We start from the raw sequence: 24,615 nt of genomic DNA, 5'->3' as shown, positions 1-24,615 counted from the left end.
AATCTAAACAAAGCTCGATGTGAAAGAGCCTCAAGGTGCGCCGGGAAGTCTGGTCGGCATGTGCTCAGCCCTGCCCACCACACCCGGAGGTCTCCACCGTGGCCGCCCCCCGTGACACCGCGTCCCCCACCTCGCGCACCGGCCGCAAGGTCTTCGGGCGCCTGTCCCTGCCCGAGCGGACTGTCGTCGCGGACGCGCTGCGCACCGAGACCGTGGGCGGCGTCCTCCTCCTCGCCGCCGCCGTCACCGCGCTGATCTGGGCGAACATCCCGGCACTGCGCCACGGCTACGAGTCCGTCAGCGACTTCCACTTCGGCCCCGCCGCCGTCGGCCTGAACCTGTCCGTGGCGCACTGGGCCGCCGACGGGCTGCTCGCCGTCTTCTTCTTCGTCGCGGGGATCGAGCTCAAGCGCGAGCTGGTCGCCGGTGACCTGCGCGATCCCAGGGCGGCGGTGCTGCCCGTGGTGGCCGCGCTGTGCGGGATGGCCGTACCCGCGCTCGTCTACACCCTGACCAACCTCGTCGGGCACGGCTCCACCGAGGGCTGGGCGGTGCCCACCGCCACCGACATCGCCTTCGCGCTGGCCGTCCTCGCGGTCATCGGCACCGCGCTGCCCAGCGCCCTGCGCGCCTTCCTGCTGACCCTGGCGGTCGTCGACGACCTCTTCGCGATCCTGATCATCGCCGTCTTCTTCACCGACCGGATCGACTTCGCCGTCCTCGGCGGAGCCGTCGCCGGGCTGGTCGTCTTCTGGCTGCTGCTGCGCGCGCGGGTGCGCGGCTGGTACGTGTACGTGCCGCTGGCGGTCGTTGTCTGGGCGCTGATGTACAACAGCGGTGTGCACGCCACCATCGCCGGCGTGGCGATGGGCCTGATGCTGCGCTGCACCACCCGCGAGGGCGAGGAGCACTCGCCGGGCGAGCGCATCGAGCATCTGGTGCGGCCGCTGTCGGCCGGGCTCGCCGTACCGCTGTTCGCGCTGTTCAGCGCCGGGGTGTCGGTGTCGGGCGGGGCGCTCCGGGACGTGTTCACCCGGCCCGAGACGCTCGGCGTGGTGCTCGGACTTGTCGTGGGCAAGGCGCTCGGCATCTTCGGCGGCACCTGGCTGACCGCGCGCTTCACCCGGGCCTCGCTCAGCCAGGACCTCGCCTGGGCCGACGTCTTCGCGGTGTCCTCGCTCGCCGGGATCGGCTTCACCGTCTCGCTCCTCATCGGCGAACTGGCCTTCGAGGGCGACGCGGCGCTCACCGACGAGGTGAAGGCGGCCGTCCTCAGCGGATCACTGATCGCGGCCGTGTGCGCCACGGTGCTGCTGAAGATGCGCAACGCCAGGTACCGCAAGCTCTGGGAGGACGAGGAGCGCGACGAGGACCAGGACGGCATCCCCGACGTCTACGAGCAGGACGACCCGGCGTACCACCTGCGGATGGCGGAGATCCTCGAGCACAAGGCCGCCGACCACCGGCGCATCGCCGCCGAGAAGGCCGCCGCGGCGCGCCACGGGCTTCAGGAAGTACCGGGCGGGGCAGGCGATGAGGACGGCCGTCCGGCATGATCTGACGAGACGGTACAAAACAAGACGGCACGCAAGACTTCAAACGGCACGCGAGACTTCACAGGGAGAACGCGATGAGCGCACCCGACGGCAGCCCGGTCGGCGCCGAACGCAGCATCGGCCAGCTGTTCGCCTCGGCGACGACCGAAATGTCGGCGCTGGTGCACGACGAGATCGCGCTGGCGAAGGCCCAGCTGAAGCAGGACGTCAAGCGGGGGGCGACCAGCGGCGGCGCGTTCAGCGCGGCCGGCATGCTGCTCCTGTTCTCCCTGCCGATGCTCAACTTCGCGCTGGCGTACGGCATTCGGACCTGGAGCGGCTGGAACCTCGCGGTCTGCTTCCTGCTGTCCTTCGCGGCCAACGTGCTGGTCGCCGGCCTGCTCGCGCTCATCGGTGTGGTGTTCGCCAAGAAGGCGAAGAAGAGCCAGGGCCCGCAGAAGGTCGCCGCGTCCGTGAAGGAGACGGCGAGCGTCCTGCAGAACGCCAAGCCGCACCCGCGTCCCGAGCTGCCGCAGGACCGTGCGCCCCAGGCCATCGAAGCTGTGGCACGCTCGTCCTCATGACGGAACCCGCCGCGGCAGCGGCCGTACGGATCGACCTTCCCTCCGGGGAGAAGGTGACACACCGGGACGTCGCCGCCAACGGCGCGCGGTTCCACATCGCCGAGCTCGGCGACGGCCCCCTGGTGCTGCTGCTGCACGGTTTCCCCCAGTTCTGGTGGACATGGCGCCACCAGCTCGTCGCGCTCGCCGACGCGGGCTACCGGGCCGTGGCGATGGACCTGCGGGGCGTCGGCGGCAGCGACCGCACCCCGCGCGGGTACGACCCCGCCAACCTCGCCCTGGACGTCACCGGGGTGATCCGCTCCCTCGGCGAGCCGGACGCCGCCCTGGTCGGCCACGACCTGGGCGGCTATCTGGCGTGGACGGCGGCGGCGATGCGGCCCAAGCTCGTGCGGCGGCTCGCGGTCGTCTCGATGCCGCACCCCCGGCGCTGGCGTGCCGCGATGCTCCGGGACGCCCGGCAGACGGCGGCCGGCTCCTACATCTGGGGCTTCCAGCGACCCTGGATCCCGGAGCGCCAACTGACCGCCGACGGCGGCGCGCTGGTGGGCCGGCTGATCCGGGAGTGGTCCGGGCCGCGGCCGCCGGAGGACGAGGCCGTGGAGACGTACCGGCGGGCCATGTGCATCCCGTCGACCGCGCACTGCTCGATCGAGCCGTACCGCTGGCTGGTGCGCTCGCTGGTCCGCCCGGACGGCATCCAGTTCAACCGCAGGATGAAGCGGCCGGTGCGCGTGCCGACGCTGCATCTGCACGGCTCGCTGGACCCGGTGGCCCGGACGCGCAGCGCGGCCGGCTCGGGCGAGTACGTCGAAGCCCCGTACCGCTGGCGCCTGTTCGACGGACTCGGCCACTTCCCGCACGAGGAGGACCCGTCGGCCTTCTCCGCGGAACTGGTCAACTGGCTGCAGGATCCCGAGCCGGACAGGTGAGGGGACGGGTGCGCCGGACACCGGTCACTGAACACCTGTTCCTCGAACGGCCACATGCCTGCCGCATAGGCCAATTGGGGTGCGTGGAAGCGGTTATCGACCTTCGGGCGGGGGCAGACGTCGGGGTATGGGCTGGACGCACGACTACAGTGACGCACCCCGCAACCGCCGCTCGGCCTCCGGGCTGAGTTCCCCGCAGCGAGGCACTCCGCAGCTCGCGGAGGCGGATCTCAGGGTGGGAATTCCGCGCATTCTGCGCCGCCGTGCCCGCTGGGTCTCAGTGCGTCTGCGTCACCCGCGCGGCTGATCCGCCGCCCGGGAATCACCGCGGCCGGTCCCCCCGCCTCCGGGATCACAGGGCGCAGCTGTCGGTGCCCACCTGCTGGTTCGCCGTGCGGCCCCGGGTGATGTCCTGCTGGATCTCGTCCGCCGTGAGGGCGTAGCCGGTGTCGGCGTCGTCGAGGGACTTGGCGAACACCACGCCGTAGACCTTGCCGTCGGGCGTGAGCAGCGGGCCGCCGGAGTTGCCCTGACGGACGGTCGCGTACAGGGAGTAGACGTCCCGGCCGACCGTGCCGCGATGGTAGATGTCCGGGCCGTTGGCGGTGATGCGTCCGCGCACCCGCGCGGCCCGCACGTCGTAGGAGCCGTTCTCCGGGAAGCCCGCGACGATCGCGCCGTCGCCGCCGGACGCGTCCTGGGTGCTGAACTTCAGGGCGTTCGCCGACAGGGCCGGTACGTCGAGCACGGCGATGTCGCGCTTCCAGTCGTACAGGACGACCTTAGCGTCGTACTTGCGGCCCACTCCGCCTATCTGGACGGTGGGCTCGTCGACGCCTCCGACGACGTGCGCGTTGGTCATGACACGCCGGTCGGCGAAGACGAAGCCGCTGCCCTCCAGGACCTTGCCGCAGCTCTGCGCGGTGCCGGTGACCTTGACGATGGACCGCTGGGCGCGAGTGGCGACCGCGCTGTTCGCCAGGGCCGGGTCGGGCGGCTTCACCTCCTTGATCGGCTCGTTGGAGAAGGGGCTGAAGACCTGCGGGAAGCCGTTCTGGGCGAGGACCGAGGTGAAGTCCTGGAACCAGGTGTCGGCCTGCGCGGGCAGCGCCTCGGAGACACCGAGCAGCACCTTGGAGTTGCGAACCTCCTTGCCCAGCGTCGGCAGGGTGGTCTGGGCGAGGGCGGAGCCGATCAGCCAGGCGACGAGCAGCATCGCGACGACGTTGACGAGGGCGCCGCCGGTGGCGTCCAGGGCGCGGGCCGGGGACCAGGTGATGTAGCGGCGCAGCTTGTTGCCGAGGTGGGTGGTCAGGGCCTGGCCGACGGAGGCGCAGACGATGACGACGACCACGGCGACGACGGCGGCGGTGGTGCTCACCTGGGCGTGGTCGGAGACGGCGTCCCAGACGACGGGCAGCGTGTACACGGCGACGAGACCGCCGCCGAGGAACCCGATCACCGACAGGATGCCGACGACGAAGCCCTGGCGGTAGCCCACGACCGCGAACCACACGGCCGCGGCCAGCAACAGGATGTCCAGCACGTTCACTGCTTCAGGCCTCGCCTACTCCACTCCGGTCCCAGCAGCCTCGGCCGGGGGGTCCGAGGGCCGCGGCGCAGCCGTCGGCGTCACTGCCCTCGGGTGAACACAGCACGGGGATCACCCTGTCATGACCGCCAGTCGAGCGGGACCTGCTTGTCCCGGTCCCAGGGGCGCTCCCAGCCCGCGTAATGCAGCAGGCGGTCGATCACTCCGGCGGTGAAACCCCAGACCAGGGCCGATTCGACCAGGAATGCCGGGCCCCGGTGGCCGCTGGGGTGGACGGCGGTGGCCCGGTGGGCGGGGTCCGTGAGATCCGCCACGGGGACGGTGAAGACGCGGGCCGTCTCGTTGGGATCGACGACACCGACCGGGCTGGGCTCACGCCACCAGCCGAGCACGGGGGTGACGACGAAGCCGCTGACCGGGATGTAGAGCGCGGGCAGCACGCCGAAGAGCTGCACACCGGACGGGTCGAGGCCGGTCTCCTCCTCGGCCTCGCGCAGCGCGGCCCTGAGCGGCCCGTCGCCCTCCGGATCGCCGTCCTCCGGGTCGAGGGCGCCGCCCGGGAAGGACGGCTGGCCGGCGTGGGAGCGCAGGGAGCCGGCCCGCTCCATGAGCAGCAGCTCGGGGCCGCGCTCGCCCTCGCCGAAGAGGATCAGCACGGCCGACTGCCGTCCCGAGCCGTTCTCCGGCGGCAGGAAGCGGCTGAGCTGGAGCGGCTGGACCGTCTCCGCCGCCCGCACCACCGGGGCCAGCCAGTCGGGCAGGCCCTCCTCGCTCAGCGTCACCGGCCCCTTGTGCGTGTCGTGCGTGTACGTCATCGCCACCCCCGTCCTGCCGTTTCCAACGCCCGAGGGCACCGAGATCGTTCCGTCATCCGGCCCCCAGCGGTGGCGCGGGCCTGCCGCCGGCGTCGAGGTAGGCCTGCGGCGGCTTCAGGCGCTGGCCCGGGAAGCCGCCCTTCTCGTACTTCAGGAGCTTCTTCGCCTTCTCCGGGTCGGTCTCGCCCTCGCCGTAGGCCGGGCAGAGCGGGGCGATGGGGCAGGCGCCGCAGGCGGGCTTACGGGCATGGCAGATGCGGCGGCCGTGCCAGATCACGTGGTGGGACAGGTCGGTCCAGTCGCTCTTGGGGAACAGCGCGCCCACGGCCGCCTCGATCTTGTCGGGGTCGGTCTCGTCGGTCCACTGCCAGCGCCGGACCAGCCGCTGGAAGTGCGTGTCCACGGTGATCCCGGGCCGTCCGAAGGCGTTCCCCAGGACGACGAAGGCGGTCTTGCGGCCGACGCCGGGCAGCTTGACCAGGTCCTCCAGCCTGCCGGGCACCTCGCCGCCGAAGTCCTCGGCGAGGGCCTTCGAGAGCCCTATGACCGACCTGGTCTTGGCCCGGAAGAAACCGCAGGGTCGCAGGATCTCCTCGACCTCCTCCGGGTTGGCCGCCGCGAGGTCCTCGGGCGTGGGGTACTTGGCGAAGAGCGCCGGGGTGGTCTGGTTGACCCGCAGGTCGGTGGTCTGGGCCGACAGGACCGTGGCGACCAGGAGCTGGAAGGGGTTCTCGAAGTCCAGCTCGGGGTGGGCGTAGGGGTAGACCTCGGCGAGTTCGCGGTTGATGCGCCGGGCACGGCGGACGAGCGCGGTGCGGGACTCCCCGGCCGGGGGCTTCGCGGCGATCTTCTTGACGGGCGCGGTCTTCGCCACCGGCACGGCCTTCTCGGCCGCCACCGCCTTCTTGGCCGGCGTGACCTTTTTAGCCGCTTTGCCGCTTTTACTACTACCGCTGGAACCCTGTTCGCCCACGGCGGAATCACGACGTACAACCACCCGTGCAGCCCCCTTGCCCTGTGCTCTCACCGGCGTTTTGGACACCCGGCCAGCCTAAAGCCCGGCACCGACATCCGCCCCGGACCCGGAGGATCGGCCCCCGATTGGACCCCTGCCGCGTACCCCGGGACATCTGTGCGGCATCCTTGTGACAGATCACACTGTTTGGACAGCCCGGCAAAACGGGGAACACGGTCCCCTGGTACACGGGGGATCATGGTCCCCTGAGCAGGTCGACAAGGGAGAGTACTCGTGGACGACGTTCTGCGGCGCAATCCGCTTTTCGCGGCGCTCGACGACGAGCAGGCCGCGGAGCTCCGCGCCTCCATGAGTGAGGTGACCCTCGCACGCGGTGACTCACTGTTCCACGAGGGCGACCCCGGTGACCGGCTGTACGTCGTCACCGAGGGCAAGGTCAAGCTGCACCGCACGTCTCCCGACGGGCGCGAGAACATGCTCGCCGTCGTCGGCCCCAGTGAGCTGATCGGCGAACTGTCGCTGTTCGACCCGGGCCCGCGCACCGCGACCGCGACCGCGCTCACCGAGGTCAAGCTGCTCGCCCTCGGCCACGGCGACCTCCAGCCCTGGCTGAACGTGCGTCCGGAGGTGGCCGGCGCCCTGCTGCGCGCCGTCGCCCGGCGGCTGCGCAAGACCAACGACGCCATGTCCGACCTGGTCTTCTCCGATGTCCCCGGCCGTGTCGCGCGCGCCCTGCTGGACCTCTCCCGCCGCTTCGGCGTGCAGTCCGAGGAGGGCATCCACGTCGTCCACGACCTCACGCAGGAGGAGCTGGCCCAGCTCGTCGGCGCCTCGCGCGAGACCGTGAACAAGGCGCTGGCGGACTTCGCCGGGCGCGGGTGGCTCCGCCTGGAGGCCCGGGCCGTGATCCTGCTGGACGTGGAGCGCCTGGCCAAGCGGTCCCGCTGACCGCCCGCACACGCGCGAAAGGCCCTGTCGTACGGCAGGGCCTTTCGCATACCCTGCGGCGGAAAACCGGGGGTGGGGATGGTCGAGGACAAGGTGCCCGAGTCGGCCTGGCGGCGGTCCGCGTGGCGGCGTTCGACGCGACGGCTGTGGAGAACGGCGCACGAGAAGGAGGACCTGGGCACGCCCCTCGGTGTGTGGGTCACGGACGACTGCGTCGTCCTCGCCCGGTTCGACCGGCTCGACGGCTACGGCGTGGCCACGGGGACACGGCTGTGGACCTGGCGGCCACCGGGCCAGGACGTCGTCGGTGTGGTGTCGGCGGACGTCGAGGACGGCGTGGGCGTGGTGCTGCACTACGACGACGGCACACGCGAGGCGGCCCATGTCTGCCTGACCGCCCTGGATCCGGCCTCCGGCACGGTCGTCTGGTCCCGGAAGGAGGAGCGGGACCGGCTGGGCCACGTGGGCCGTCACAACGGCCAGGTGGCGCTGGGCACCGGCCGACTGGCGACGGTCACCGGGAACTGGAGCACCGCGCCCCGGCTACGGGTCGACGACGCGCGCACCGGACGGACGCGGTGGCACGGCACGCTGGACGACGAGCGGAGCGAGGTCGGGGCCGTGGTCGGGGCCATGCCCCTGGTGGCTCGTCTGGAGGCGCGCGGCGCCCGCGGCCGCCCCCGGCTGCGAGTGGACGAGACGACCGTCGAGCTGCCGCCCGCATACGCCGAATTCGGCCGGCACGTGGCCGTGACCGGCGACGTCCTGGTCGCGGAGCTCGTTCCCCGGGACGAACAGGAGCGTGAGAAGCACGTCACTCTTGGAGCCTTCTCCGTGACCACGGGCAAGCCCCTGTGGGACTGGCGCGTCAGGTGCGGATCCAGCGGCGTCTTCCCTCTCGCCCACGGCGGATGGCTGCTGGCCCTGCACCACTACGGCGAGCGCCTGAGCGTGCTGGACCCCGCCGACGGCCGCCTCGTGGGCGAGCACAGGCTGGGCGGCGGCTGGGCCTTCAGCCCACTGCTGGCCGCCCACGGTGACGTGATCGCCGTCGCCTGCACATCGAGCGGTCAGGCCCGCCGGCTGCGCGTCTTCCGGCGGCGATGAGGTCCCCGCCGCACGCCCAGCCGTAAATCACCTGCCCAGGGCGGCCGGGCCGGGCACAGTGAACGCATGCCCGACACCGTTCGCCGTCCCGGACTCGACGCCCAGGGGTGCCTCGTCCGCGAGGGCTCCCTCGCGCGCGTGCCGGACGTGTTCCGTCCCGTCGTGGCCGCCGCGCGTGACCGGCTGCCGGACCTCCTCGGGGCGCGGCTGCACAGCGCGTACCTCTACGGGTCGATCCCGCGCGGCACCGCGCGCGTGGGACGCAGTGACCTCGATCTGCTGCTCGCGCTGCGCGAGGAGCCGACGGACGCCGACCGGGAGGCCGTCCGGGCCTTCGGCGAGGCCCTGGACGAGGAGTTCCCGCAGATCGACGGGGTCGGCACGCTGCTGTACGGCCGGGCGCGGCTGCTGAGCGACCTGGAGCGGCACGACCTGGGCTGGTTCGTCGCCTGCCTGTGCACTCCGCTGCTCGGGGACGATCTCGCCGCGCACCTGCCCCGGTACCGCCCCGACTCCCTGCTGGCCCGGGAGACCAACGGCGACCTCGCACTGCTGCTGCCGCGCTGGCGCGCGCGGATCGCGCGGGCGGCCGACAGCGAGGAGGCCCGGCGGCCGCTCGTCCGCTTCATGTCCCGGCACCTCGTGCGCACCGGCTTCACCCTCGTCATGCCCCGCTGGCACGGCTGGACCAGCGACCTGCGCGAGATGGCCGGGGCGTTCGCCGCCCACCATCCCGAGCGGGCCGCGCAGATGCGCCGGGCGGCGGAGTACGGCCACGAGCCCGTCGGCGACCCGGACGTACTGCGGTCGTACGTGGACGACCTCGGTCCCTGGCTCGCCGCGGAGTACGCGCGCGTGCACGGCGTGAAGGCTCCCCGCCCCGAGGACCGGCCCTGAGCGGCCCCGCGACCTGTGGGAGTCCGCTGTGTGGGCCCGCTATATGAGCCCGTGCTCGCTCAGGTAGTCCATCTGGGCCCGCACCGACAGCTCCGCCGCCGGCCACAGGGAGCGGTCCACGTCGGCGTACACGTGGGCGACGACCTGCGTCGGGGTGCGGTAGCCGTCCTCGACGGCCGTCTCGACCTGGGCGAGGCGGTGGGCGCGGTGGGCGAGGTAGAACTCGACGGCACCCTGGGCGTCCTCCAGGACCGGCCCGTGGCCCGGCAGGACCGTGTGGACGCCGTCGTCCACGGCGAGGGAGCGCAGGCGGCGCAGGGAGTCCAGATAGTCGCCCAGGCGGCCGTCCGGATGGGCCACGACGGTCGTACCGCGCCCGAGGATGGTGTCCCCGGTCAGCACCGCCCGGTCGGCCGGGAGGTGGAAGCACAGCGAGTCCGCGGTGTGCCCGGGGGTCGGTACGACCCTCAGCTCCAGACCGCCGACCGTGATCACGTCACCGGCGGCCAGGCCCTCGTCGCCGAGCCGCAGCACCGGATCGAGGGCACGCACGCGCGTGCGGGTCAGCTCGGCGAACCGGGCCGCGCCCTCGGCGTGGTCGGGATGGCCGTGGGTGAGCAGCGTGAGGGCTATACGCTTGCCGGCCTTCTCGGCCATGTCGACGACGGCGCTCAGGTGGCCGTCGTCCAGCGGCCCCGGATCGATCACCACGGCCAGGTCGGAGTCGGGCTCGGCGACGATCCAGGTGTTGGTGCCGTCCAGGGTCATCGCGGAGGCGTTGGGCGCGAGCACGTTGACGGCGCGTTCGGTCGCCGGCCCCGTGAGGACACCGCCCCGAGGCTGACCGGGCAGGGCTGCTGCGTCCGTCATGCGGGGCCTCCTCCGGTGCTCGGAGCCGTCGTCTCGCGTTCCGTCCCAGGTGCCCCGTCGGCGGCCGTCCCACTCGTCGGGACGTGCTTGGTGAACTCGTCGTGCCCGGGCCAGGACAGGACGATCTCGCCGTCCACCAGGCGGGCCCTGGCCAGCACCGGGGTCATGTCACGCGCCGGCGCCGCCGCGAGCGCCCCGGCCGCCGTGTCGTACGGGAGGAGCTGGCGCAGGGTGGCGATGGTGGGCGGCATCATCAGCAGCTCGCCCTTGTCGTACCCGGCGGCGGCCTCCTCGGGGCGGATCCACACCGTGCGGTCGGCCTCCGTGGAGGCGTTGCGGGTGCGCTGGCCCTCGGGCAGGACGGCCACGAAGAACCAGGTGTCGTAGCGGCGGGACTCGAACTCCGGGGTGATCCAGCGGGTCCAGGCGCCCAGCAGGTCGGAGCGGAGCACCAGGCCGCGGCGGTCCAGGAACTCGGCGAAGGACAGCTCGCGCGCGACCAGGGCGGCACGGTCCGCCTCCCAGTCGTCCCCGGTGGTGTCACCCACGACCGAGTCGGCATCGGGGCCGGCGAGCAGGACGCCCGCCTCCTCGTACGTCTCCCGCACGGCGGCGCAGACGACGGCTTGGGCGCCGCTCTCGTCGACGCCCAGCCGCTCGGCCCACCACGCGCGCGCGGGGCCGGCCCAGCGGACCAGGCGGTCGTCGTCACGCGGGTCGACACCACCGCCGGGGTACGCGTACGCACCTCCGGCGAAGGCCATGGAGGCGCGTCTGCGCAGCATGTGGACGGCCGGACCGGCCGGAGCGTCCTTCAGGAGCAGCACGGTGGCCGCGCGCTTCGGGGGCACCGGTGCGAGGGTGCCGTCCGCGAGCGCGCGGATGCGGTCGGGCCATTCCGGGGGATACCACTGACCGTTCGCCATGGCCGGAGGCTATCCCGTGTAGGGCGAATGTTCGAGAGGCGCCCGAGGTCAGAGAGGTTACTGAGCGAGCTCGACCTGGATCTCGACCTCCACCGGGGCGTCCAGCGGCAGCACCGCGACGCCCACCGCGCTGCGGGCGTGCACGCCCTTGTCGCCGAGCACCTCGCCGAGCAGCTCGCTGGCGCCGTTGACGACACCGGGCTGCCCGGTGAAGTCAGCGGCCGAGGCGACGAAGCCGACGACCTTCACCACGCGCGCGATGCGGTCCAGGTCGCCGGTGACGGACTTCACGGCGGCCAGCGCGTTCAGCGCGCAGGTACGGGCCAGCTCCTTGGCCTCCTCGGCCGTGACCTCGGCGCCCACCTTGCCGGTGACCGGCAGCTTGCCCTCCACCATCGGCAGCTGGCCGGCGGTGTAGACGTACACACCGGACTGCACGGCCGGCTGGTACGAGGCCAGCGGCGGTACGACCTCCGGCAGGGTCAGGCCCAGTTCGGCCAGCCTCTCCTCGACCGCGCTCACGCCTGCTTCTCCCGCTTCAGGTAGGCCACGAGCTGCTCGGGGTTGTTGGGCCCGGGCACGACCTGGACGAGCTCCCAGCCGTCCTCGCCCCAGGTGTCCAGGATCTGCTTCGTGGCATGGACGAGCAGCGGCACGGTCGCGTATTCCCACTTCTTGGTCATGGGCCGACTGTAGCCGCTGTGGTCACCCGGGCAGGCGGCCGACCACGGGCTTCGTCGCCCACGGCGGACACCGGACATGAGGGCGGCCGACGCGGGGCACGGGGGCAACAGGCCCCGGACAGGAGGGCGGCGGACGCGGTTCCTGGGGCCGCCCGGGAGCGCCGTTGTCCACAGCCTGCCGCGTGACCGTCGGCCGGACTGGTTAGGCTCGAATACGTGAGCAGGCTCCAGGTCGTCAGTGGCAAGGGCGGGACCGGCAAGACGACGGTCGCCGCCGCACTCGCGCTGGCCCTCGCGACCGAGGGGAAGCGGACGCTTCTCGTGGAGGTCGAGGGCCGGCAGGGCATCGCACAGCTCTTCGAGACAGATGCGCTGCCCTACGAGGAACGGAAAATCGCGGTCGCACCCGGTGGCGGGGAGGTGTATGCCCTCGCCATCGACCCCGAACTCGCCCTTCTGGACTATCTCCAGATGTTCTACAAGCTCGGCGGCGCGGGCCGGGCGCTGAAGAAGCTCGGCGCGATCGACTTCGCCACCACGGTCGCGCCGGGGCTCAGGGACGTCCTGCTGACCGGCAAGGCGTGCGAGGCGGTCCGCCGCAAGGACAAGGCGGGACGGTTCACGTACGACTACGTCGTGATGGACGCGCCGCCCACCGGGCGCATCACCCGGTTCCTCAACGTCAACGACGAGGTCGCCGGGCTCGCGAAGATCGGCCCGATACACAATCAGGCGCAGGCGGTGATGCGGGTGCTGAAGTCGCCGGAGACGGCGGTGCACCTGGTGACGCTGCTGGAGGAGATGCCCGTCCAGGAGACCGCCGACGGGATCGCCGAACTCCGCGCGGCGCGGTTGCCGGTGGGCCGGGTCATCGTGAACATGGTCCGGCCGCGGGTGTTGGACGCGGCGGACCTGGAACTCGTACGGACCGTGCCGCGTTCCTCCGTCGCGCAGGCCCTGTCGGCCGCCGGGCTCGGCGGGGCGCGGCGCGGCGGGCACGCCGAGCGGCTGGTGGACCCGTTGCTGGAGCAGGCCGCGGAGTACACCGAGCGGTACGCGCTGGAGCAGGAGCAGCGCGCGGTCCTCGGCGAACTGGAGCTGCCGCTGCACGAACTGCCGCTGCTCGCCGAGGGCATGGACCTCGCGGGCCTGTACGAACTCGCCACCGAGCTGCGGAAGCAGGGGTTGTCATGAGTCCGGACCCGGCCGAGGCGCAGGACGCCGCCCGCCCTCATCTCTCCCCCGCGCGCGTGCTGGACGTCGATCCGCTGCTGGACGACCCGGACACCCGGATCGTGGTGTGCTGCGGCTCGGGCGGCGTCGGCAAGACGACGACCGCCGCGGCGCTGGGCCTGCGGGCGGCCGAGCGGGGCCGCAAGGTGGTCGTCCTCACCATCGACCCGGCCCGTCGCCTCGCCCAGTCGATGGGCATCGACTCCCTCGACAACGTGCCCCGGCGGGTCAAGGGCACCGAGGGCGACGGCGAGCTGCACGCGATGATGCTCGACATGAAGCGCACCTTCGACGAGGTCGTGGAGGCGCACGCGGACCGGGAGCGGGCGGCCGCGATCCTGGCGAACCCCTTCTACCAGTCGCTCTCGGCGGGCTTCGCGGGCACGCAGGAGTACATGGCGATGGAGAAGCTCGGGCAACTCCGGGCGAAGGACGAGTGGGACCTGATCGTGGTCGACACCCCGCCGTCCCGCTCGGCGCTGGACTTCCTGGACGCGCCCAAGCGGCTCGGTTCCTTCCTGGACGGCCGGCTGATCCGCCTGCTGACCGCTCCGGCCAAACTGGGCGGCCGCGCGGGGATGGCCTTCCTCAACGTCGGCATGTCGATGATGACCGGCACCCTGGGCAAGCTGCTCGGCGGTCAGCTGCTGAAGGACGTGCAGACGTTCGTGGCCGCGATGGACACCACCTTCGGCGGCTTCCGCACCCGCGCGGACGCCACGTACAAGCTGCTCCAGGCGCCCGGCACGGCGTTCCTTGTGGTGGCGGCGCCGGAGCGGGACGCGTTGCGCGAGGCGGCGTACTTCGTGGAGCGGCTGGCCGCGGAGGACATGCCCCTGATGGGGCTGGTGCTCAACCGGGTCCACGGCACCGGCGCCGGCCGGCTGTCGGCGGAGCGGGCCCTCGACGCCGCGGAAAATCTTGAGGACCCCCGCATTGTGGATCAGGGGGACGGGAAAGCTGGACTTCGTAACTCTCCCGACACATACGGCAGTTCAGAATCTCCCGCTGCCACACCATCGGCTCCGGACGACGGCTCCCCCGCCGGCACCGACGACGGCTCCCCCGCCGCGGACCCGGAGCGGACTGTGGACCAGCTCACCGCAGGCCTGCTGCGGCTGCACGCCGAGCGCATGCAACTGCTCTCGCGCGAGCAGCACACGCGTGACCGCTTTCTCGCCCGCCATCCCGAGGTGGCGGTCGTCGAGGTGCCCGCGCTGCCCGGCGACGTGCACGACCTCCCGGGCCTGCGCGACATCGGCGACCGGCTGGCGGCGGGGCGTACGGAACTGTCGTAGCGCGGGTCACGCGGGGCGTACATGCGTACGTGACCGTCGTACGCGTGGGCCTCGTGGCGGGCCTGCATGGGCGACGCGCCTGGCGCACAGAGCTGTCGCGCCCATGGCGCTCGGGGCCAGCGTGCACGTCGCGCGCTCCGAAACGGGCGCGCGTGGCTCGCGGGGCGCTTGCCGTCCACGCTGCGGCACCCTGTCACCGCTGCGACGGGCCACTGCCACTCCGACGGGCCACTGCCGCTCGTCGGCCTGGCGTCCGCCTGCCCAGCGGGCATCGCCACACCGGCACGCACCTGCCGGCCGGGACCGGACCAAGGCCGCTCTTGAAGCGGCCGTCGCCTCGACCACGCTCGCCCCGAGTTGTTCCGGGGCGACGCCCAGGGGTGTTGCCCTCAGCTGACCGCCGCGTAGTTCGCGTACACCTCGTCGCTGTCGAGGGACACGATGCCCGCGCCACGCTCGTACTCCGAGCGTGCGGTCTCCAACAGCGCGCGCCAGGAAGTCACGGTGGGCCGCCTGCGCAGCAGTGCGCGGCGCTCCCGCTCCGTCATGCCTCCCCACACGCCGAACTCGACGCGATTGTCCAGCGCATCGGCCAGGCATTCGGTACGCACCGGACATCCGGTGCACACCGCCTTGGCCCTGTTCTGCGCTGCTCCCTGCACGAACAGTTCATCCGGATCGGTAGTGCGGCAGCCAGCCTGCGCACTCCAGTCGGTTACCCAGCCCATACCGGCGCCGTCCTCTCCCGAATCGAGGCTCCCCCACGGCGGCAGCGGCATATTCACCGCCGCCAGTTGAGGACGTTACGGAAGGCGGGGACAGCGCAACACCCCCTTCGGGCCCAATCTTGAATGGCCCGAACGGACTATGGGTAAGCGGCAGATCACCCGGGGGAGTGAGCTGACGACATGTGCGACCATCCCGGCATACCGGGACGGCTGTGGTGCGTCACACCGGGCGCCAGGTGACACACAAGGCGGATTCGGACACGCCTTGCCAGAAATTCAGGGGTACTTCCGGAACGATTCGGGTTCGCCGGACGTATTGATGTGTGGCCGCGCCGCTGTGACAGTTACGAGCAGCTTAGGCCAAGGCCTGCGCGCCTGTCCGGCGAATGAGAACGTAGGCCCCCTGATTTGCCATGCCGTGACAGGAGTCGCGAGCCGCCGGACCAAGGGCGTACACGTCACGATCCGGCACCCGAACATCCCGACGGAGGGCCGCTCCGTCGGAACGCTCATAAGTACGGATTAGGCTGCCCCCATGGCAAAGAAGCGCTCGAGCGGTGGCCTGTCGGCAACGCAGCAGGCCGCCAAGTTCCTCGGTGTCAGTGTGCTCGCGGGAGCCGTGATGGCGGGCATCGCGCTGCCCGCGGCCGGCGCGCTGGGCCTCGCGGCCAAGGGCTCGGTCAAGGGCTTCGACGAGATCCCGGCCAACCTCAAGAGCCCCCAGCTCAGCCAGCGCACGACCATACTGGACAGCCGAGGGGACCAGATCGCGACCGTCTACTCCCGCGACCGCACGGTGGTGGACCTCAAGAACATCTCGCCGTACATGCAGAAGGCGATCGTCGCGATCGAGGACTCGCGCTTCTACAAGCACGGCGCGATCGACCTCAAGGGCGTGCTGCGCGCCCTGAACAAGAACGCGCAGAGCGGCGGCGTCTCCCAGGGTGCCTCCACGCTCACCCAGCAGCTCGTGAAGAACTACTTCATCGAGGAGGCCGGTGACGACCCGACGAAGGTCGCCGAGGCCACTCAGCAGACCCTCGGCCGGAAGGTCCGGGAGCTGAAGTACGCGATCCAGATCGAGGAGAAGCTCGGCAAGAAGAAGATCCTCGAGAACTACCTGAACATCACCTTCTTCGGCGAGCAGGCCTACGGCGTCGAGGCGGCCGCCCAGCGCTACTTCGCCAAGCACGCCAAGGACCTGAACCTGCAGGAGTCGGCGCTGCTGGCCGGCATCGTGCAGTCCCCGAGCCGCTACGACCCGGTGAACGACGAGGCCGAGGCGACCAAGCGGCGCAACACCGTGCTGCAGCGCATGGCGGAGGTCGGCAACGTCTCCCAGGCGGAGGCCGACCGGGCCAAGGAGAAGCCGCTCGGACTGCATGTCAGCCAGCCGAAGAACGGCTGCATCACCGCCACCAAGGGCGCCGCGTTCTTCTGCAAGTACGTGGAGCACGTCTTTTTGACCGACCCGACCTTCGGCAAGAGCCGCGAGGAGCGCGCCAAGCTCTGGAACCGCGGCGGTCTGACCATCCGTACGACGCTCGATCCGCAGGCCCAGGACTCCGTCCAGGCCTCGCTGAAGAAGCACGTCTACAAGTCCGACAAGGTCGCCGCGGCCGCCACGCTGGTCGAGCCCGGCACCGGCAAGGTCCTGGCCATGGGCCAGTCGAAGCCGTTCGGCTACGGCAACAACGAGACCGAGTACAACTTCTCGGTCAACCGGGACCTGGGCGGCTCGAACTACGGCTTCCCGACCGGTTCGACGTTCAAGCCGTTCGTGGCGGCGGCCGCGATCGAGGGTGGCAAGCCGGCGACGCAGGAGTACTCGGCGCCGTACAAGATGAACTATCCGAGCCCCGTCCAGCGGTGCAGCAGCAACCCGTACGTCAACACCAAGAACGAGACGGTCGAGAACGAGAACGAGTCGGAGAAGGGCCCGTACCGCATGAAGGAGGCGATGGCCAAGTCCATCAACACCTACTTCGTGCAGCTCATCTCCGACATCGGTCTGTGCCCGGTGGTGAAGATGACCGACGCGCTGCACGTGGTGCAGGGTGACGGCTCGAAGCTCCCGGAGACCCCGTCGATCGCCCTCGGCTCGATCGGCCTCTCCCCGCTGACCATGGCCGGCGCCTACGCGACCTTCGCCTCCCGCGGGATGTACTGCACGCCGGTCGCCATCGAGTCGATCGTCCAGAAGGTCGGCAACGAGCAGAAGTCGCTCGAGGTGCCCAAGTCCACCTGTTCACGCGCGATGAGCGAGAAGACCGCCGACACGGTCAACACGCTGCTGCGCGGTGTGGTCGACTCCGGTACCGGCCAGGAGGCGGGCCTGAACGACCGGGAGAGCGCGGGCAAGACGGGTACGACCGACGAGCGCAAGAACGCCTGGTTCGTCGGCTACACCCCCAACATGTCCGGTGCGGTCTGGGTGGGCAGCGCCAAGCAGAACGTGAAGATGACCGGGATCACGATCGGCGGTGTCTACCGCGATCTCGTCTTCGGTGGTCAGGTCCCCGGTCCGATCTGGCGGGACGCCATGGCCGGCGCCCTCGCCGGCAAGGACGCCCCGGACTTCCAGTTGGTCGACATTCCCGACGACCAGGAGGACGGTGGTGACCAGGGAAAAGGCGATCCGGGGGGACGCGGCAGAAACCGGGACAACACGGGGGGACAGACCGGGGGACTGATCGGCGGACTGACAAACGGGGGAACAAGCCAGGGCGGTGACACCGGCGGCACCGTCCCCACCCCGACCTTCTCCTTCCCCGACAACTTCATCGAGGGCCAGACGAACGGTGGCACGAACGGGAACGGCATCGGGGGGCGCCGGGGGTAGCTCCTCCCCGTGCCGCGACGGCTGTGAAACGGCGGGGCCGCACCCTCGGTGAGGGGGTGCGGCCCCGCCGTCGTGCACGCGGTGTCGGACGCGGGTCCGCGTCAGCAGGTGCCGGTCCGCGTCTCAGCCCTGCAGCAGCTTCTTCACCGCGGCGGCGACGCGGCCGCCCTCGGCCTGGCCGGCCACCTTCGGGTTCACGATCTTCATCACGGCGCCCATGGCCCGCGGCCCCTCGGCGCCGCCCGCCTTCGCCTCCTCGACGGCCTGGGCGACGATCCCGTTCAGCTCGTCGTCGCTGAGCTGCTTCGGCAGGTACGCGGCAAGGACCTCGCCCTCCGCCTTCTCCCGCTCGGCCTGCTCGGCGCGGCCGCCCTGCGCGAAGGCCTCGGCCGCCTCACGGCGCTTCTTCGCCTCGCGGGTGATCACCTTCTGCACCTCGTCGTCGGAGAGCTCGCGCTTCTCCTTGCCCGCGACCTCCTCCTTGGTGATCGCGGTGAGCGTCAGCCGGAGCGTCGAGGAGCGGAGCTCGTCGCGCCCCTTGATCGCGGCGTTGAGGTCGTCCTGCAGCTTCGACTTGAGCGTGGTGGTCATGGGGCCGATTGTCTCAGGTACCGGGGCGCGGGCGCCCACCGATTTTGCGGGCGGCCGGTCTTGGGCCCAGCGCCGGGTCTGACACGATGGTCGTATGCGCGCGCGATACGGAGTACCCCTGGGAATCATGGCGGCAGGCGCCGCCGGAGTGGCCTACGCGGCGGGCTTCGAGGCCCGCTCCTTCCGCCTCCGACGAGTGACGGTCCCGGTCCTCCCGCCGGGCATGGGCCCCCTGCGCGTGCTCCAGGTCTCCGACATCCACATGGTGCGCGGCCAGCGCAAGAAGCAGCGCTGGCTGCAGTCGCTGGCGGGGCTGCGCCCGGACTTCGTGATCAACACGGGCGACAACCTTTCCGACCCCGAGGGCGTCCCCGAGGTGCTCGACGCGCTCGGCCCGCTGATGGAGTTCCCGGGTGCGTACGTCTTCGGCTCCAACGACTACTACGGCCCGAGGCTCCGCAACCCCGCCCGCTACCTGCTGGAGAAGACGAGCGGCCGGCACGGCCTGAACGGCAACCCGCCGGCCGTGGGCGTGATCCACAACCCCTGGGAGGACATCAGGGACGGCTTCGACGCCGCGGGCTGGCTGAACCTGACGAACACCCGGGGCGCCCTGAAGGTCGAGGGCGTGTCGATCGAGCTGACCGGCCTGGACGACCCGCACATCAAGCGCGACCGCTACGCGCAGGTGGCGGGCGGCCCCTCCGGCTCGTACGACTTCTCGATGGGCGTCGTCCACGCCCCGTACCTGCGCGTCCTCGACGCCTTCACGGCGGACGACTACCGCCTGGTCCTGGCCGGCCACACCCACGGCGGCCAGCTCTGCATCCCCTTCTACGGCGCCCTGGTCACCAACTGCGACCTGGACACGGACCGCGTGAAGGGCCTGTCCCGGCACACGGCGGAGGGCCGCACGTCCTTCCTGCACGTCTCGGCGGGCTGCGGCACCAACCGCTACACCCCCATCCGCTTCGCCTGCCCCCCGGAGGCGACGCTGCTGACGCTGGTGGGACGGGAGTAGGACGCGGGGGCCGGGGCGCCCTGGGTGGGCGCCCCCTTGCGATGGCGAAACGGTGGACCACCGCCGGCACGGTCGAACACCGCTTACACGGTGGATCACCCCGAACCGGTGGATCACCCGGAGCTGGTGGATCACCCCGAACCGGTGGATCGCCGCCGAGACGGTGGACCACCCTCGAACCGGTGGACCCGGGGACACGAACCCATTCGGACTGCCCCATATGGCCCCATTCATCCCCTCTGCCTAGCGTGAGGGCATGACCGCCCCGATACCCAGGGACATCCCGGACCTGCCCGCGGTGCCCGGCCCGCCCCTCCTGCTGCCCGCCCCGGTCCCGGCCACAGCAGTGGTGGGCCCGATGCACCGCCCCCTGGCAGCGGTGTTCCGACTGCTGATCGCCCTCGCGGCGGCCGCCGGAGTCGCCCTGGAACTCCTCCTCGGCACCCCGGCCCGGACCCTGAGCTACTTCAGCGTCCAGGCCAACATCCTGCTGGCCGTCGTCATGCTCTCGTCGGCCTCCAGGGCCTGGCGCACCCGCCGCCCACTGCCCGCGTCCGTGACCGGTGCCGCTCTCCTCTACGCCGTGATCACCGCACTGACGTACCAGGTGCTGCTGGCCCACGCCACGCCCCCGTTCGCCATGACGGAAGCGGCCCCGCCCCCCGCCCGCTGGCACGCCCAGTGGACAGCGCTCCAGCTCCTCCACACGGTGGCCCCGCTGGCGGCCCTCCTGGACTGGCTCCTGCTCACCCCCGCGGCCCGGCTCCGCCTCCGCCACGCCGCGACCTGGCTCCTCTATCCCCTGGCCTACCTGGCCTTCTACCTCGTCCAGGCCGCGCTCCGGTCCCCCTCCACCCCGGCCCGCTACCTCTACCCCTTCCTCGACGCGCAGACCCACGGCTACCGCGACACCCTGGCGAACGCCCTCCTCATCGGCCTCGCCATCTACGCCCTGGCGGTCCTCCTGGTCGCCCTGGACCACGCCCGCCCAACCCCGGTCCGCCACCGCGGTTAAACCGGATTTCGTCTCCGGCCACCGGTGGGCTAAAGTAAACGACGTCGCCGCGAGAAGCAGCGACATCGGGGTGTAGCGCAGCTTGGCAGCGCGCTTCGTTCGGGACGAAGAGGTCGTGGGTTCAAATCCCGCCACCCCGACAGCCGTAACAGCAGGAAGACCACCTAGGAACGTTTCCAGGTGGTCTTCTTGTTTCTGCCTGCGTGTCCATCTGCGTGGCTACCGCTTCCCGCGTGCCTACGGCCGCCGTTCCTGCGTGCCGAAGATGCCGTCCATGACCACGGCGCCGGTCGCCTCGGCCTTGGTGGCCAGCCAACGATCTACGTCCTCCACGCTCAGGTCACGCAGCTTGCGCGCGCCCAGAGACGGGATGACGTGATTCCGGCTCAGGAGCGTGACGGTCTCGACGGCCCCGGCCCCCTCGACGGGCCGCCCGCTCACCCCGTACGTGGACGTCGGCGCCGCCGTGGTCGTCGTCGGCATCGACGGCCGCATCGAAACCAGCTCGGTCAGACGTCGCAACTCGTCATCATCGCGCGCCCAGGCGGCCAGACAGCAACCGCTCGGTCTGTACCAGGACGCGACCGACAGCAACTTCTCAGCGAGTCTCAACGCCGTGTCCAGGTCCGGGGTGCGCAGCACGGGTCACGCGCGCGTGTTCCCCATGCCGGCATCCTGCCAGGGCGATCTTCCTGTCAGACGCGCACAGCCAAGCCGAGGCAAGCGGCGTCAAGCATCAGGTGAAGCCGGGGTTGCTTAACTCGTCCGTACGGCCCCATGTACGGGGAGTCGTAGGGAGACGAGGCGATACGGCACTTAGCGTCTGCCGCGGCGATCATCAGCGCCGCGGCGGTCCTGTATGTCCATGCCGGGCATCGATCGCTGTCTTCATCCGGAGCACGCCAACGCACCTGGGTGTGGTGCATTGCGGGAGGTCTGCATGTCGGGAATCACGGTACGGGGGGCGTCGGAGCAGGGGAGTACGGAGCGAAACCGTAGGGGCACGGGTGCGTGGTGGGTGCTGATGCGGACCTGGGTGGCGGGACTTGCGGTCCTGACCGGTCTGGCCGTCCCGATCGCCATGGCCACGCCCGCCGCCGCGCAGACCGGCACCTTCACCTATGCCACCAACTTCGGCTCGGACAGCGTGTCGGTGATCGACACCGCCACCAACACCGTCACCGCCACCGTCCCCGTCGGCGACGGCCCCTTCGACGTGGCGATCACCCCGGACGGCACCCGTGCCTACGTCGCCAACAACAACTCGGACAACGTGTCCGTGATCGACACCACCACCAACACCGTCATCGCCACCGTCCCCGTCGGCGACAGCCCGCGCGGTGTGGCGATCACCCCGGACGGCACCCGCGCCTACGTCGCCAACCTCGGCTCCGACAACGTGTCCGTGATCGACACCACCACCAACACCGTCATCGGGAGCCCCATCTCCGTTGGCAACGGTCCCCGCAGCGTGGCGATCACCCCCGACGGCACCCGCGCCTACGTGGTCAACAACCTCTCGAACGACGTGTCCGTCATCGACACCACCACCAACACCGTCATCGCCACCGTCCCCGTCGGCGTCAACCCCATCGGTGTGGCGATCACCCCGGACGGCACCCGCGCCTACGTCACCGACCAAGGCTCGGGCAGCGTGTCCGTCATCGACACCACCACCAACACCGTCATTGCCACTGTCCCCGTCGGCACCTCCCCCATCGGCGTGGCGATCACCCCGGACGGCACCCGCGCCTACGTCGGCGACAACGCCGAGTCCAATGTGCGGGTGATCGACACCACCACCAACACCGTCATTGGGAACCCCATCCCCGTCGGACTCAGCCCGAACGAGGTGGCGATCACCCCGGACGGCACCCGCGCCTACGTCGCCAACGCCGGCTCCGACAGCGTGTCCGTGATCGACACCACCACCAACACCGTCACCACGAGCGTCCCCGTCGGTGACGTCCCCGTGGGCGTGGCGATCGGGACCCGTGCCGCCGAGCGCACCCCGACCACCCTGACCCTCAAGGTGCAGAAGAAGTGGAGGTGGAAGGGCTCCCTGGGTGCCGGCGGCAAGGACGGTGTCACCCTCAAAGCCCAGCTGACCGCAGAAGGCCGGCCACTGGCAGGCAAGGAGATCGAGTTCACCACCGACTCCACCGCGCTGTGCACCGACACGACCGACAGCAGGGGCAAGGCCACCTGCAGGGTGCCCGGCAAGCAGCCCGAAGAGATCTGCTACACCGCCACCTTCGCCGGTGACGACACCTACGAGCCCTCCGCCGCCACCGTCTGCAAGAGCAAGGACCGCAAGGACGACCTCTGGTCAGAACTGCCCGACCCGAGCGACGTCCATGACGACGTCCACGACATCGTCATGGACACCATGGCCTCGGCAGGCCTGCCCGGCTGGTAGGCGCGGTCTCGGGGGCCGAACAGGGGGCCGGACGGTAAGGCCGCGCGGGGACGATCCCGGACAGTAATGGACTGTGGCGGCGACGGACGAGCAGGTCAGTACCCCCGAACCAAGGTCACAAAGGGGTCTGATCGCGTTCGGGACGAAGAGGTCGTGGGTTCAAATCCCGCCACCCCGACAGCCGTAACAGCAGGTGAGGCACCTAGGAACGTTCCTAGGTGCCTCACCTGTTTTTGCTTGCGTGTCTATCTGCGTGACTACCGCTTTCCGCGTGCCCACGGCCGCCGTTCCTGCGTGCCGAAGATGCCGTCCATGACCACGGCGCCGGTCTTCCTCCCACTCCTCATCAGCGGCGAGCCGGTCCCACCCCTGATCCTCGAACTGCTGCCAGAGGGCATCCACGCAGCGCGCCGGCAGAGCGAGCGTGCGCCGCGACGTCCGGGTCTTGGTGTCCCCGCTCCTCCGCACCGACCGCTGGACCGCGATGTGTGGAGGCTGCGGAGAGGACGCCGCGGCGTCGTTGCGTCTGCTGGCGGACGTAGAGGACCCAGTTGTCGAGATCAGATCAGCGGAGACCGAGTGGTCTTCCACTTCACTTTCTCCGGCATGGTCACCAATTCCGGCCACAAGTACGGGCCGATCGGAATGGTCTTCTTCCTCATGTCGTTCGTCTTAGCGATCCGGGTGGTGATCACCTGGGCGCGGCTACCGGCATGATGTGGCATGGGCGCGGCATTTCCTTCCGCGCCGCGAACGCGAAGATGCGTCGGGCGTCATGACCCTATGTCACGCCGGCCGCGCAGTCGTCGGGTAACTTCGGCGGACACCTCTCCCATACCGACTGCTTGTATTTCGCCGTCACCGTGTTCTCCACCGTCGGATTCGGCGACATCACGGCCAAGTCCGATGTGGCTCGGCTGGTGGTCACCGTGCAGATGCTCACCGACCTGATCATCTTCGGCCTGGCCGTCAAGGTCGTCGTGGGCGCAGTCCACCGCGGCCGGGAACGCAGGGCCGCGCACGACGGGTTGGCACGCCGGAACCGGGACAGAGCCTGGCCCTCGTCCCGCCAGATCGTCTGGAGCACGCTGCGCGTGGTCGGCTCGGTCGGCGCACTCGTGGCCGTGTACTACCTGCTGCCTCTGGGCCGCTTCGCCACGGCTGTCTCCGTCGCGGTGCTCCTCGTCGGCCTGGTGGCATTCGTCGTCCTGATCGCCGGCCAGGTCCGCTCCATCCTTCGTGCTCCCCATCCGGGCATGCGGGCCGTCGAGACGCTGGCCCACAGCATCCCTTTCTTCCTGCTGCTGTTCGCGGCCATTCCCGGGTGCGGTCGACGTACGCGCGGGATATCCTTTCGAAGGAATGGTGAGGTTCTCCGGGTTGTCTTGCAGACACTCGGGCCTCATTCGCGGAGATCCATTCTTCCTGCGGGACCTTCGACTGCGTGGTCCGCCACTTTGCATTCGCAGCGAGCAACACCCGTTCCCTTCCTTCGAAGATCTGCCGTGCCTCGAGCGCCGTAGTGGCACCGACTTCAGGGTCCCAGGCTCGCAGTCCCTGTGGAGGTCGGGATGAGAATTGTCGTGGACCTTTCCCGATGTGAAGGCTATGCGCAGTGCGCGTTCCTCGCTCCGGACGCGTTC

At 70.6% G+C, this 24,615-nt stretch carries 24 protein-coding genes, 1 tRNA gene and 2 pseudogenes; 16 read left to right on the top strand and 11 right to left on the bottom strand.

The features are described 5' to 3' along the window. Positions 1-98: 98 nt before the first annotated feature. The 4 genes from nhaA to ACFVVO_RS33765 all read left to right on the top strand — a co-directional run bounded on the left by nhaA (position 99) and on the right by ACFVVO_RS33765 (position 3,358). Complete coding sequence (gene nhaA, locus ACFVVO_RS33780; RefSeq protein WP_390060118.1) at positions 99-1,556, top strand: Na+/H+ antiporter NhaA; 1,458 nt, start codon at positions 99-101, stop codon at positions 1,554-1,556. Between the two features lie 74 nt (positions 1,557-1,630). Beyond that, positions 1,631-2,119 carry a phage holin family protein gene (locus ACFVVO_RS33775; RefSeq protein ID WP_390060116.1) on the top strand — a complete coding sequence of 163 codons (489 nt, stop codon included), beginning with the start codon at positions 1,631-1,633 and terminating at the stop codon, positions 2,117-2,119. Then, positions 2,116-3,051: an alpha/beta fold hydrolase gene (locus tag ACFVVO_RS33770; RefSeq protein ID WP_390060114.1), complete on the top strand. Its 936-nt coding sequence runs from the start codon at positions 2,116-2,118 to the stop codon at positions 3,049-3,051. The genes ACFVVO_RS33775 and ACFVVO_RS33770 overlap by 4 nt, the downstream gene beginning before the upstream one ends. Before the next feature lie 127 nt (positions 3,052-3,178). Beyond that, a complete protein-coding gene (locus ACFVVO_RS33765) occupies positions 3,179-3,358 on the top strand; it encodes a hypothetical protein (RefSeq protein ID WP_143629697.1) in 180 nt (59 codons plus the stop codon). A gap of 45 nt (positions 3,359-3,403) precedes the next feature. Here ACFVVO_RS33765 and ACFVVO_RS33760 read toward each other — a convergent pair whose 3' ends face one another. The 3 genes from ACFVVO_RS33760 to nth form a co-directional block, all read right to left on the bottom strand. After that, on the bottom strand, positions 3,404-4,603 hold the full coding sequence (locus ACFVVO_RS33760) for a MarP family serine protease (protein WP_390060111.1): 1,200 nt from the start codon (positions 4,601-4,603) through the stop codon (positions 3,404-3,406). A gap of 119 nt (positions 4,604-4,722) precedes the next feature. Next, positions 4,723-5,418, bottom strand: coding sequence for an NUDIX hydrolase (locus ACFVVO_RS33755; protein ID WP_390060110.1), 696 nt, complete (start codon positions 5,416-5,418; stop codon positions 4,723-4,725). A 52-nt stretch (positions 5,419-5,470) separates the two neighbouring features. Then, positions 5,471-6,391, bottom strand: coding sequence for an endonuclease III (gene nth, locus ACFVVO_RS33750; RefSeq protein ID WP_390060109.1), 921 nt, complete (start codon positions 6,389-6,391; stop codon positions 5,471-5,473). Between the two features lie 276 nt (positions 6,392-6,667). Between nth and ACFVVO_RS33745 the strand changes: the two genes are divergently transcribed. From ACFVVO_RS33745 to ACFVVO_RS33735, 3 genes are all read left to right on the top strand, one after another. Then, positions 6,668-7,342 carry a Crp/Fnr family transcriptional regulator gene (locus ACFVVO_RS33745; RefSeq protein WP_199211391.1) on the top strand — a complete coding sequence of 225 codons (675 nt, stop codon included), beginning with the start codon at positions 6,668-6,670 and terminating at the stop codon, positions 7,340-7,342. Between the two features lie 78 nt (positions 7,343-7,420). After that, complete coding sequence (locus ACFVVO_RS33740) at positions 7,421-8,449, top strand: PQQ-binding-like beta-propeller repeat protein (protein ID WP_390060107.1); 1,029 nt, start codon at positions 7,421-7,423, stop codon at positions 8,447-8,449. Between the two features lie 66 nt (positions 8,450-8,515). Further along, on the top strand, positions 8,516-9,346 hold the full coding sequence (locus ACFVVO_RS33735) for a nucleotidyltransferase (RefSeq protein ID WP_390060105.1): 831 nt from the start codon (positions 8,516-8,518) through the stop codon (positions 9,344-9,346). Positions 9,347-9,385: 39 nt separating this feature from the next. On the opposite strand, the gene ACFVVO_RS33730 is transcribed toward ACFVVO_RS33735, so the two are convergent. From ACFVVO_RS33730 to ACFVVO_RS33715, 4 genes are read right to left on the bottom strand one after another with little or no spacing between them, the layout of a single operon-like run. Next, positions 9,386-10,216 carry an MBL fold metallo-hydrolase gene (locus ACFVVO_RS33730; protein WP_390060104.1) on the bottom strand — a complete coding sequence of 277 codons (831 nt, stop codon included), beginning with the start codon at positions 10,214-10,216 and terminating at the stop codon, positions 9,386-9,388. Continuing rightward, a complete protein-coding gene (locus tag ACFVVO_RS33725) occupies positions 10,213-11,142 on the bottom strand; it encodes an NUDIX hydrolase (RefSeq protein ID WP_390060102.1) in 930 nt (309 codons plus the stop codon). Before ACFVVO_RS33725 ends, ACFVVO_RS33730 begins: the two co-directional genes overlap by 4 nt. Positions 11,143-11,199: 57 nt before the next feature. Continuing rightward, complete coding sequence (locus ACFVVO_RS33720) at positions 11,200-11,664, bottom strand: RidA family protein (protein ID WP_390060101.1); 465 nt, start codon at positions 11,662-11,664, stop codon at positions 11,200-11,202. Continuing rightward, a complete protein-coding gene (locus tag ACFVVO_RS33715; RefSeq protein ID WP_136744038.1) occupies positions 11,661-11,825 on the bottom strand; it encodes a DUF4177 domain-containing protein in 165 nt (54 codons plus the stop codon). Before ACFVVO_RS33715 ends, ACFVVO_RS33720 begins: the two co-directional genes overlap by 4 nt. Positions 11,826-12,041: 216 nt before the next feature. Between ACFVVO_RS33715 and ACFVVO_RS33710 the strand changes: the two genes are divergently transcribed. Continuing rightward, positions 12,042-13,019, top strand: a complete 978-nt coding sequence (locus tag ACFVVO_RS33710) for an ArsA family ATPase (protein ID WP_390060099.1) — start codon at positions 12,042-12,044, stop codon at positions 13,017-13,019. Next, positions 13,016-14,356 (top strand): ArsA family ATPase, encoded by a 1,341-nt coding sequence (locus ACFVVO_RS33705; protein ID WP_390060098.1) that lies wholly within the window; start codon positions 13,016-13,018, stop codon positions 14,354-14,356. Before ACFVVO_RS33710 ends, ACFVVO_RS33705 begins: the two co-directional genes overlap by 4 nt. A gap of 389 nt (positions 14,357-14,745) precedes the next feature. On the opposite strand, the gene ACFVVO_RS33700 is transcribed toward ACFVVO_RS33705, so the two are convergent. Continuing rightward, positions 14,746-15,084: a WhiB family transcriptional regulator gene (locus tag ACFVVO_RS33700; RefSeq protein ID WP_390060297.1), complete on the bottom strand. Its 339-nt coding sequence runs from the start codon at positions 15,082-15,084 to the stop codon at positions 14,746-14,748. A 535-nt stretch (positions 15,085-15,619) separates the two neighbouring features. Here ACFVVO_RS33700 and ACFVVO_RS33695 point away from each other — a divergent pair. Next, on the top strand, positions 15,620-17,926 hold the full coding sequence (locus ACFVVO_RS33695; RefSeq protein WP_390060096.1) for a transglycosylase domain-containing protein: 2,307 nt from the start codon (positions 15,620-15,622) through the stop codon (positions 17,924-17,926). 123 nt (positions 17,927-18,049) lie between these two features. On the opposite strand, the gene ACFVVO_RS33690 is transcribed toward ACFVVO_RS33695, so the two are convergent. Beyond that, complete coding sequence (locus ACFVVO_RS33690; protein ID WP_390060094.1) at positions 18,050-18,517, bottom strand: GatB/YqeY domain-containing protein; 468 nt, start codon at positions 18,515-18,517, stop codon at positions 18,050-18,052. Positions 18,518-18,611: 94 nt separating this feature from the next. Between ACFVVO_RS33690 and ACFVVO_RS33685 the strand changes: the two genes are divergently transcribed. From ACFVVO_RS33685 to ACFVVO_RS33675, 3 genes are all read left to right on the top strand, one after another. Then, positions 18,612-19,538 (top strand): metallophosphoesterase, encoded by a 927-nt coding sequence (locus ACFVVO_RS33685; protein WP_390060092.1) that lies wholly within the window; start codon positions 18,612-18,614, stop codon positions 19,536-19,538. Between the two features lie 256 nt (positions 19,539-19,794). Then, positions 19,795-20,553: a Pr6Pr family membrane protein gene (locus ACFVVO_RS33680; protein ID WP_390060091.1), complete on the top strand. Its 759-nt coding sequence runs from the start codon at positions 19,795-19,797 to the stop codon at positions 20,551-20,553. A 66-nt stretch (positions 20,554-20,619) separates the two neighbouring features. Continuing rightward, a tRNA-Pro gene (locus ACFVVO_RS33675) sits at positions 20,620-20,693 on the top strand. Between the two features lie 97 nt (positions 20,694-20,790). Here ACFVVO_RS33675 and ACFVVO_RS33670 read toward each other — a convergent pair. After that, the gene (locus tag ACFVVO_RS33670; protein WP_390060089.1) at positions 20,791-21,075 is read right to left on the bottom strand and encodes a hypothetical protein; all 285 of its coding nucleotides are present in this window, start codon (positions 21,073-21,075) and stop codon (positions 20,791-20,793) included. A gap of 502 nt (positions 21,076-21,577) precedes the next feature. On the opposite strand from ACFVVO_RS33670, the gene ACFVVO_RS33665 reads away from it, so the two are divergent. Continuing rightward, positions 21,578-22,972 carry a beta-propeller fold lactonase family protein gene (locus ACFVVO_RS33665; protein WP_390060087.1) on the top strand — a complete coding sequence of 465 codons (1,395 nt, stop codon included), beginning with the start codon at positions 21,578-21,580 and terminating at the stop codon, positions 22,970-22,972. A gap of 330 nt (positions 22,973-23,302) precedes the next feature. Here the strand turns inward: ACFVVO_RS33665 and ACFVVO_RS33660 are convergent. Then, positions 23,303-23,473 (bottom strand): annotated as a pseudogene (locus ACFVVO_RS33660) (site-specific integrase); the annotation flags it as partial. A 78-nt stretch (positions 23,474-23,551) separates the two neighbouring features. Between ACFVVO_RS33660 and ACFVVO_RS33655 the strand changes: the two are divergent. Both ACFVVO_RS33655 and ACFVVO_RS33650 read left to right on the top strand, forming a co-directional pair. Beyond that, entirely contained in the window at positions 23,552-23,689 is a 138-nt protein-coding gene (locus ACFVVO_RS33655; RefSeq protein WP_390060308.1) for a hypothetical protein, read from the top strand. 119 nt (positions 23,690-23,808) lie between these two features. Then, a pseudogene (locus tag ACFVVO_RS33650) lies at positions 23,809-24,495 on the top strand (potassium channel family protein); the annotation flags it as partial. Positions 24,496-24,615 lie beyond the last annotated feature (120 nt).

Source organism: Streptomyces sp. NPDC058145 (assembly GCF_042884245.1).
GTDB lineage: Bacteria > Actinomycetota > Actinomycetes > Streptomycetales > Streptomycetaceae > Streptomyces.
The sequence above is the reverse complement of the archived record's forward strand: the minus strand, read 5'-3'. Positions and strand labels throughout refer to the sequence as shown.

Bases quoted from the DNA above. Each gene is read 5' to 3' on its own strand.
- ACFVVO_RS33775 (WP_390060116.1), top strand. From the start codon at position 1,631: ATGAGCGCACCCGACGGCAGCCCGGTCGGCGCCGAACGCAGCATCGGC.
- ACFVVO_RS33770 (WP_390060114.1), top strand. From the start codon at position 2,116: ATGACGGAACCCGCCGCGGCAGCGGCCGTACGGATCGACCTTCCCTCC.
- ACFVVO_RS33765 (WP_143629697.1), top strand. From the start codon at position 3,179: ATGGGCTGGACGCACGACTACAGTGACGCACCCCGCAACCGCCGCTCG.
- ACFVVO_RS33755 (WP_390060110.1), bottom strand. From the start codon at position 5,418: ATGACGTACACGCACGACACGCACAAGGGGCCGGTGACGCTGAGCGAG.
- ACFVVO_RS33740 (WP_390060107.1), top strand. From the start codon at position 7,421: ATGGTCGAGGACAAGGTGCCCGAGTCGGCCTGGCGGCGGTCCGCGTGG.
- ACFVVO_RS33735 (WP_390060105.1), top strand. From the start codon at position 8,516: ATGCCCGACACCGTTCGCCGTCCCGGACTCGACGCCCAGGGGTGCCTC.
- ACFVVO_RS33730 (WP_390060104.1), bottom strand. From the start codon at position 10,216: ATGACGGACGCAGCAGCCCTGCCCGGTCAGCCTCGGGGCGGTGTCCTC.
- ACFVVO_RS33725 (WP_390060102.1), bottom strand. From the start codon at position 11,142: ATGGCGAACGGTCAGTGGTATCCCCCGGAATGGCCCGACCGCATCCGC.
- ACFVVO_RS33715 (WP_136744038.1), bottom strand. From the start codon at position 11,825: ATGACCAAGAAGTGGGAATACGCGACCGTGCCGCTGCTCGTCCATGCC.
- ACFVVO_RS33705 (WP_390060098.1), top strand. From the start codon at position 13,016: ATGAGTCCGGACCCGGCCGAGGCGCAGGACGCCGCCCGCCCTCATCTC.
- ACFVVO_RS33700 (WP_390060297.1), bottom strand. From the start codon at position 15,084: ATGGGCTGGGTAACCGACTGGAGTGCGCAGGCTGGCTGCCGCACTACC.
- ACFVVO_RS33695 (WP_390060096.1), top strand. From the start codon at position 15,620: ATGGCAAAGAAGCGCTCGAGCGGTGGCCTGTCGGCAACGCAGCAGGCC.
- ACFVVO_RS33690 (WP_390060094.1), bottom strand. From the start codon at position 18,517: ATGACCACCACGCTCAAGTCGAAGCTGCAGGACGACCTCAACGCCGCG.
- ACFVVO_RS33685 (WP_390060092.1), top strand. From the start codon at position 18,612: ATGCGCGCGCGATACGGAGTACCCCTGGGAATCATGGCGGCAGGCGCC.
- ACFVVO_RS33680 (WP_390060091.1), top strand. From the start codon at position 19,795: ATGACCGCCCCGATACCCAGGGACATCCCGGACCTGCCCGCGGTGCCC.
- ACFVVO_RS33665 (WP_390060087.1), top strand. From the start codon at position 21,578: ATGCGGACCTGGGTGGCGGGACTTGCGGTCCTGACCGGTCTGGCCGTC.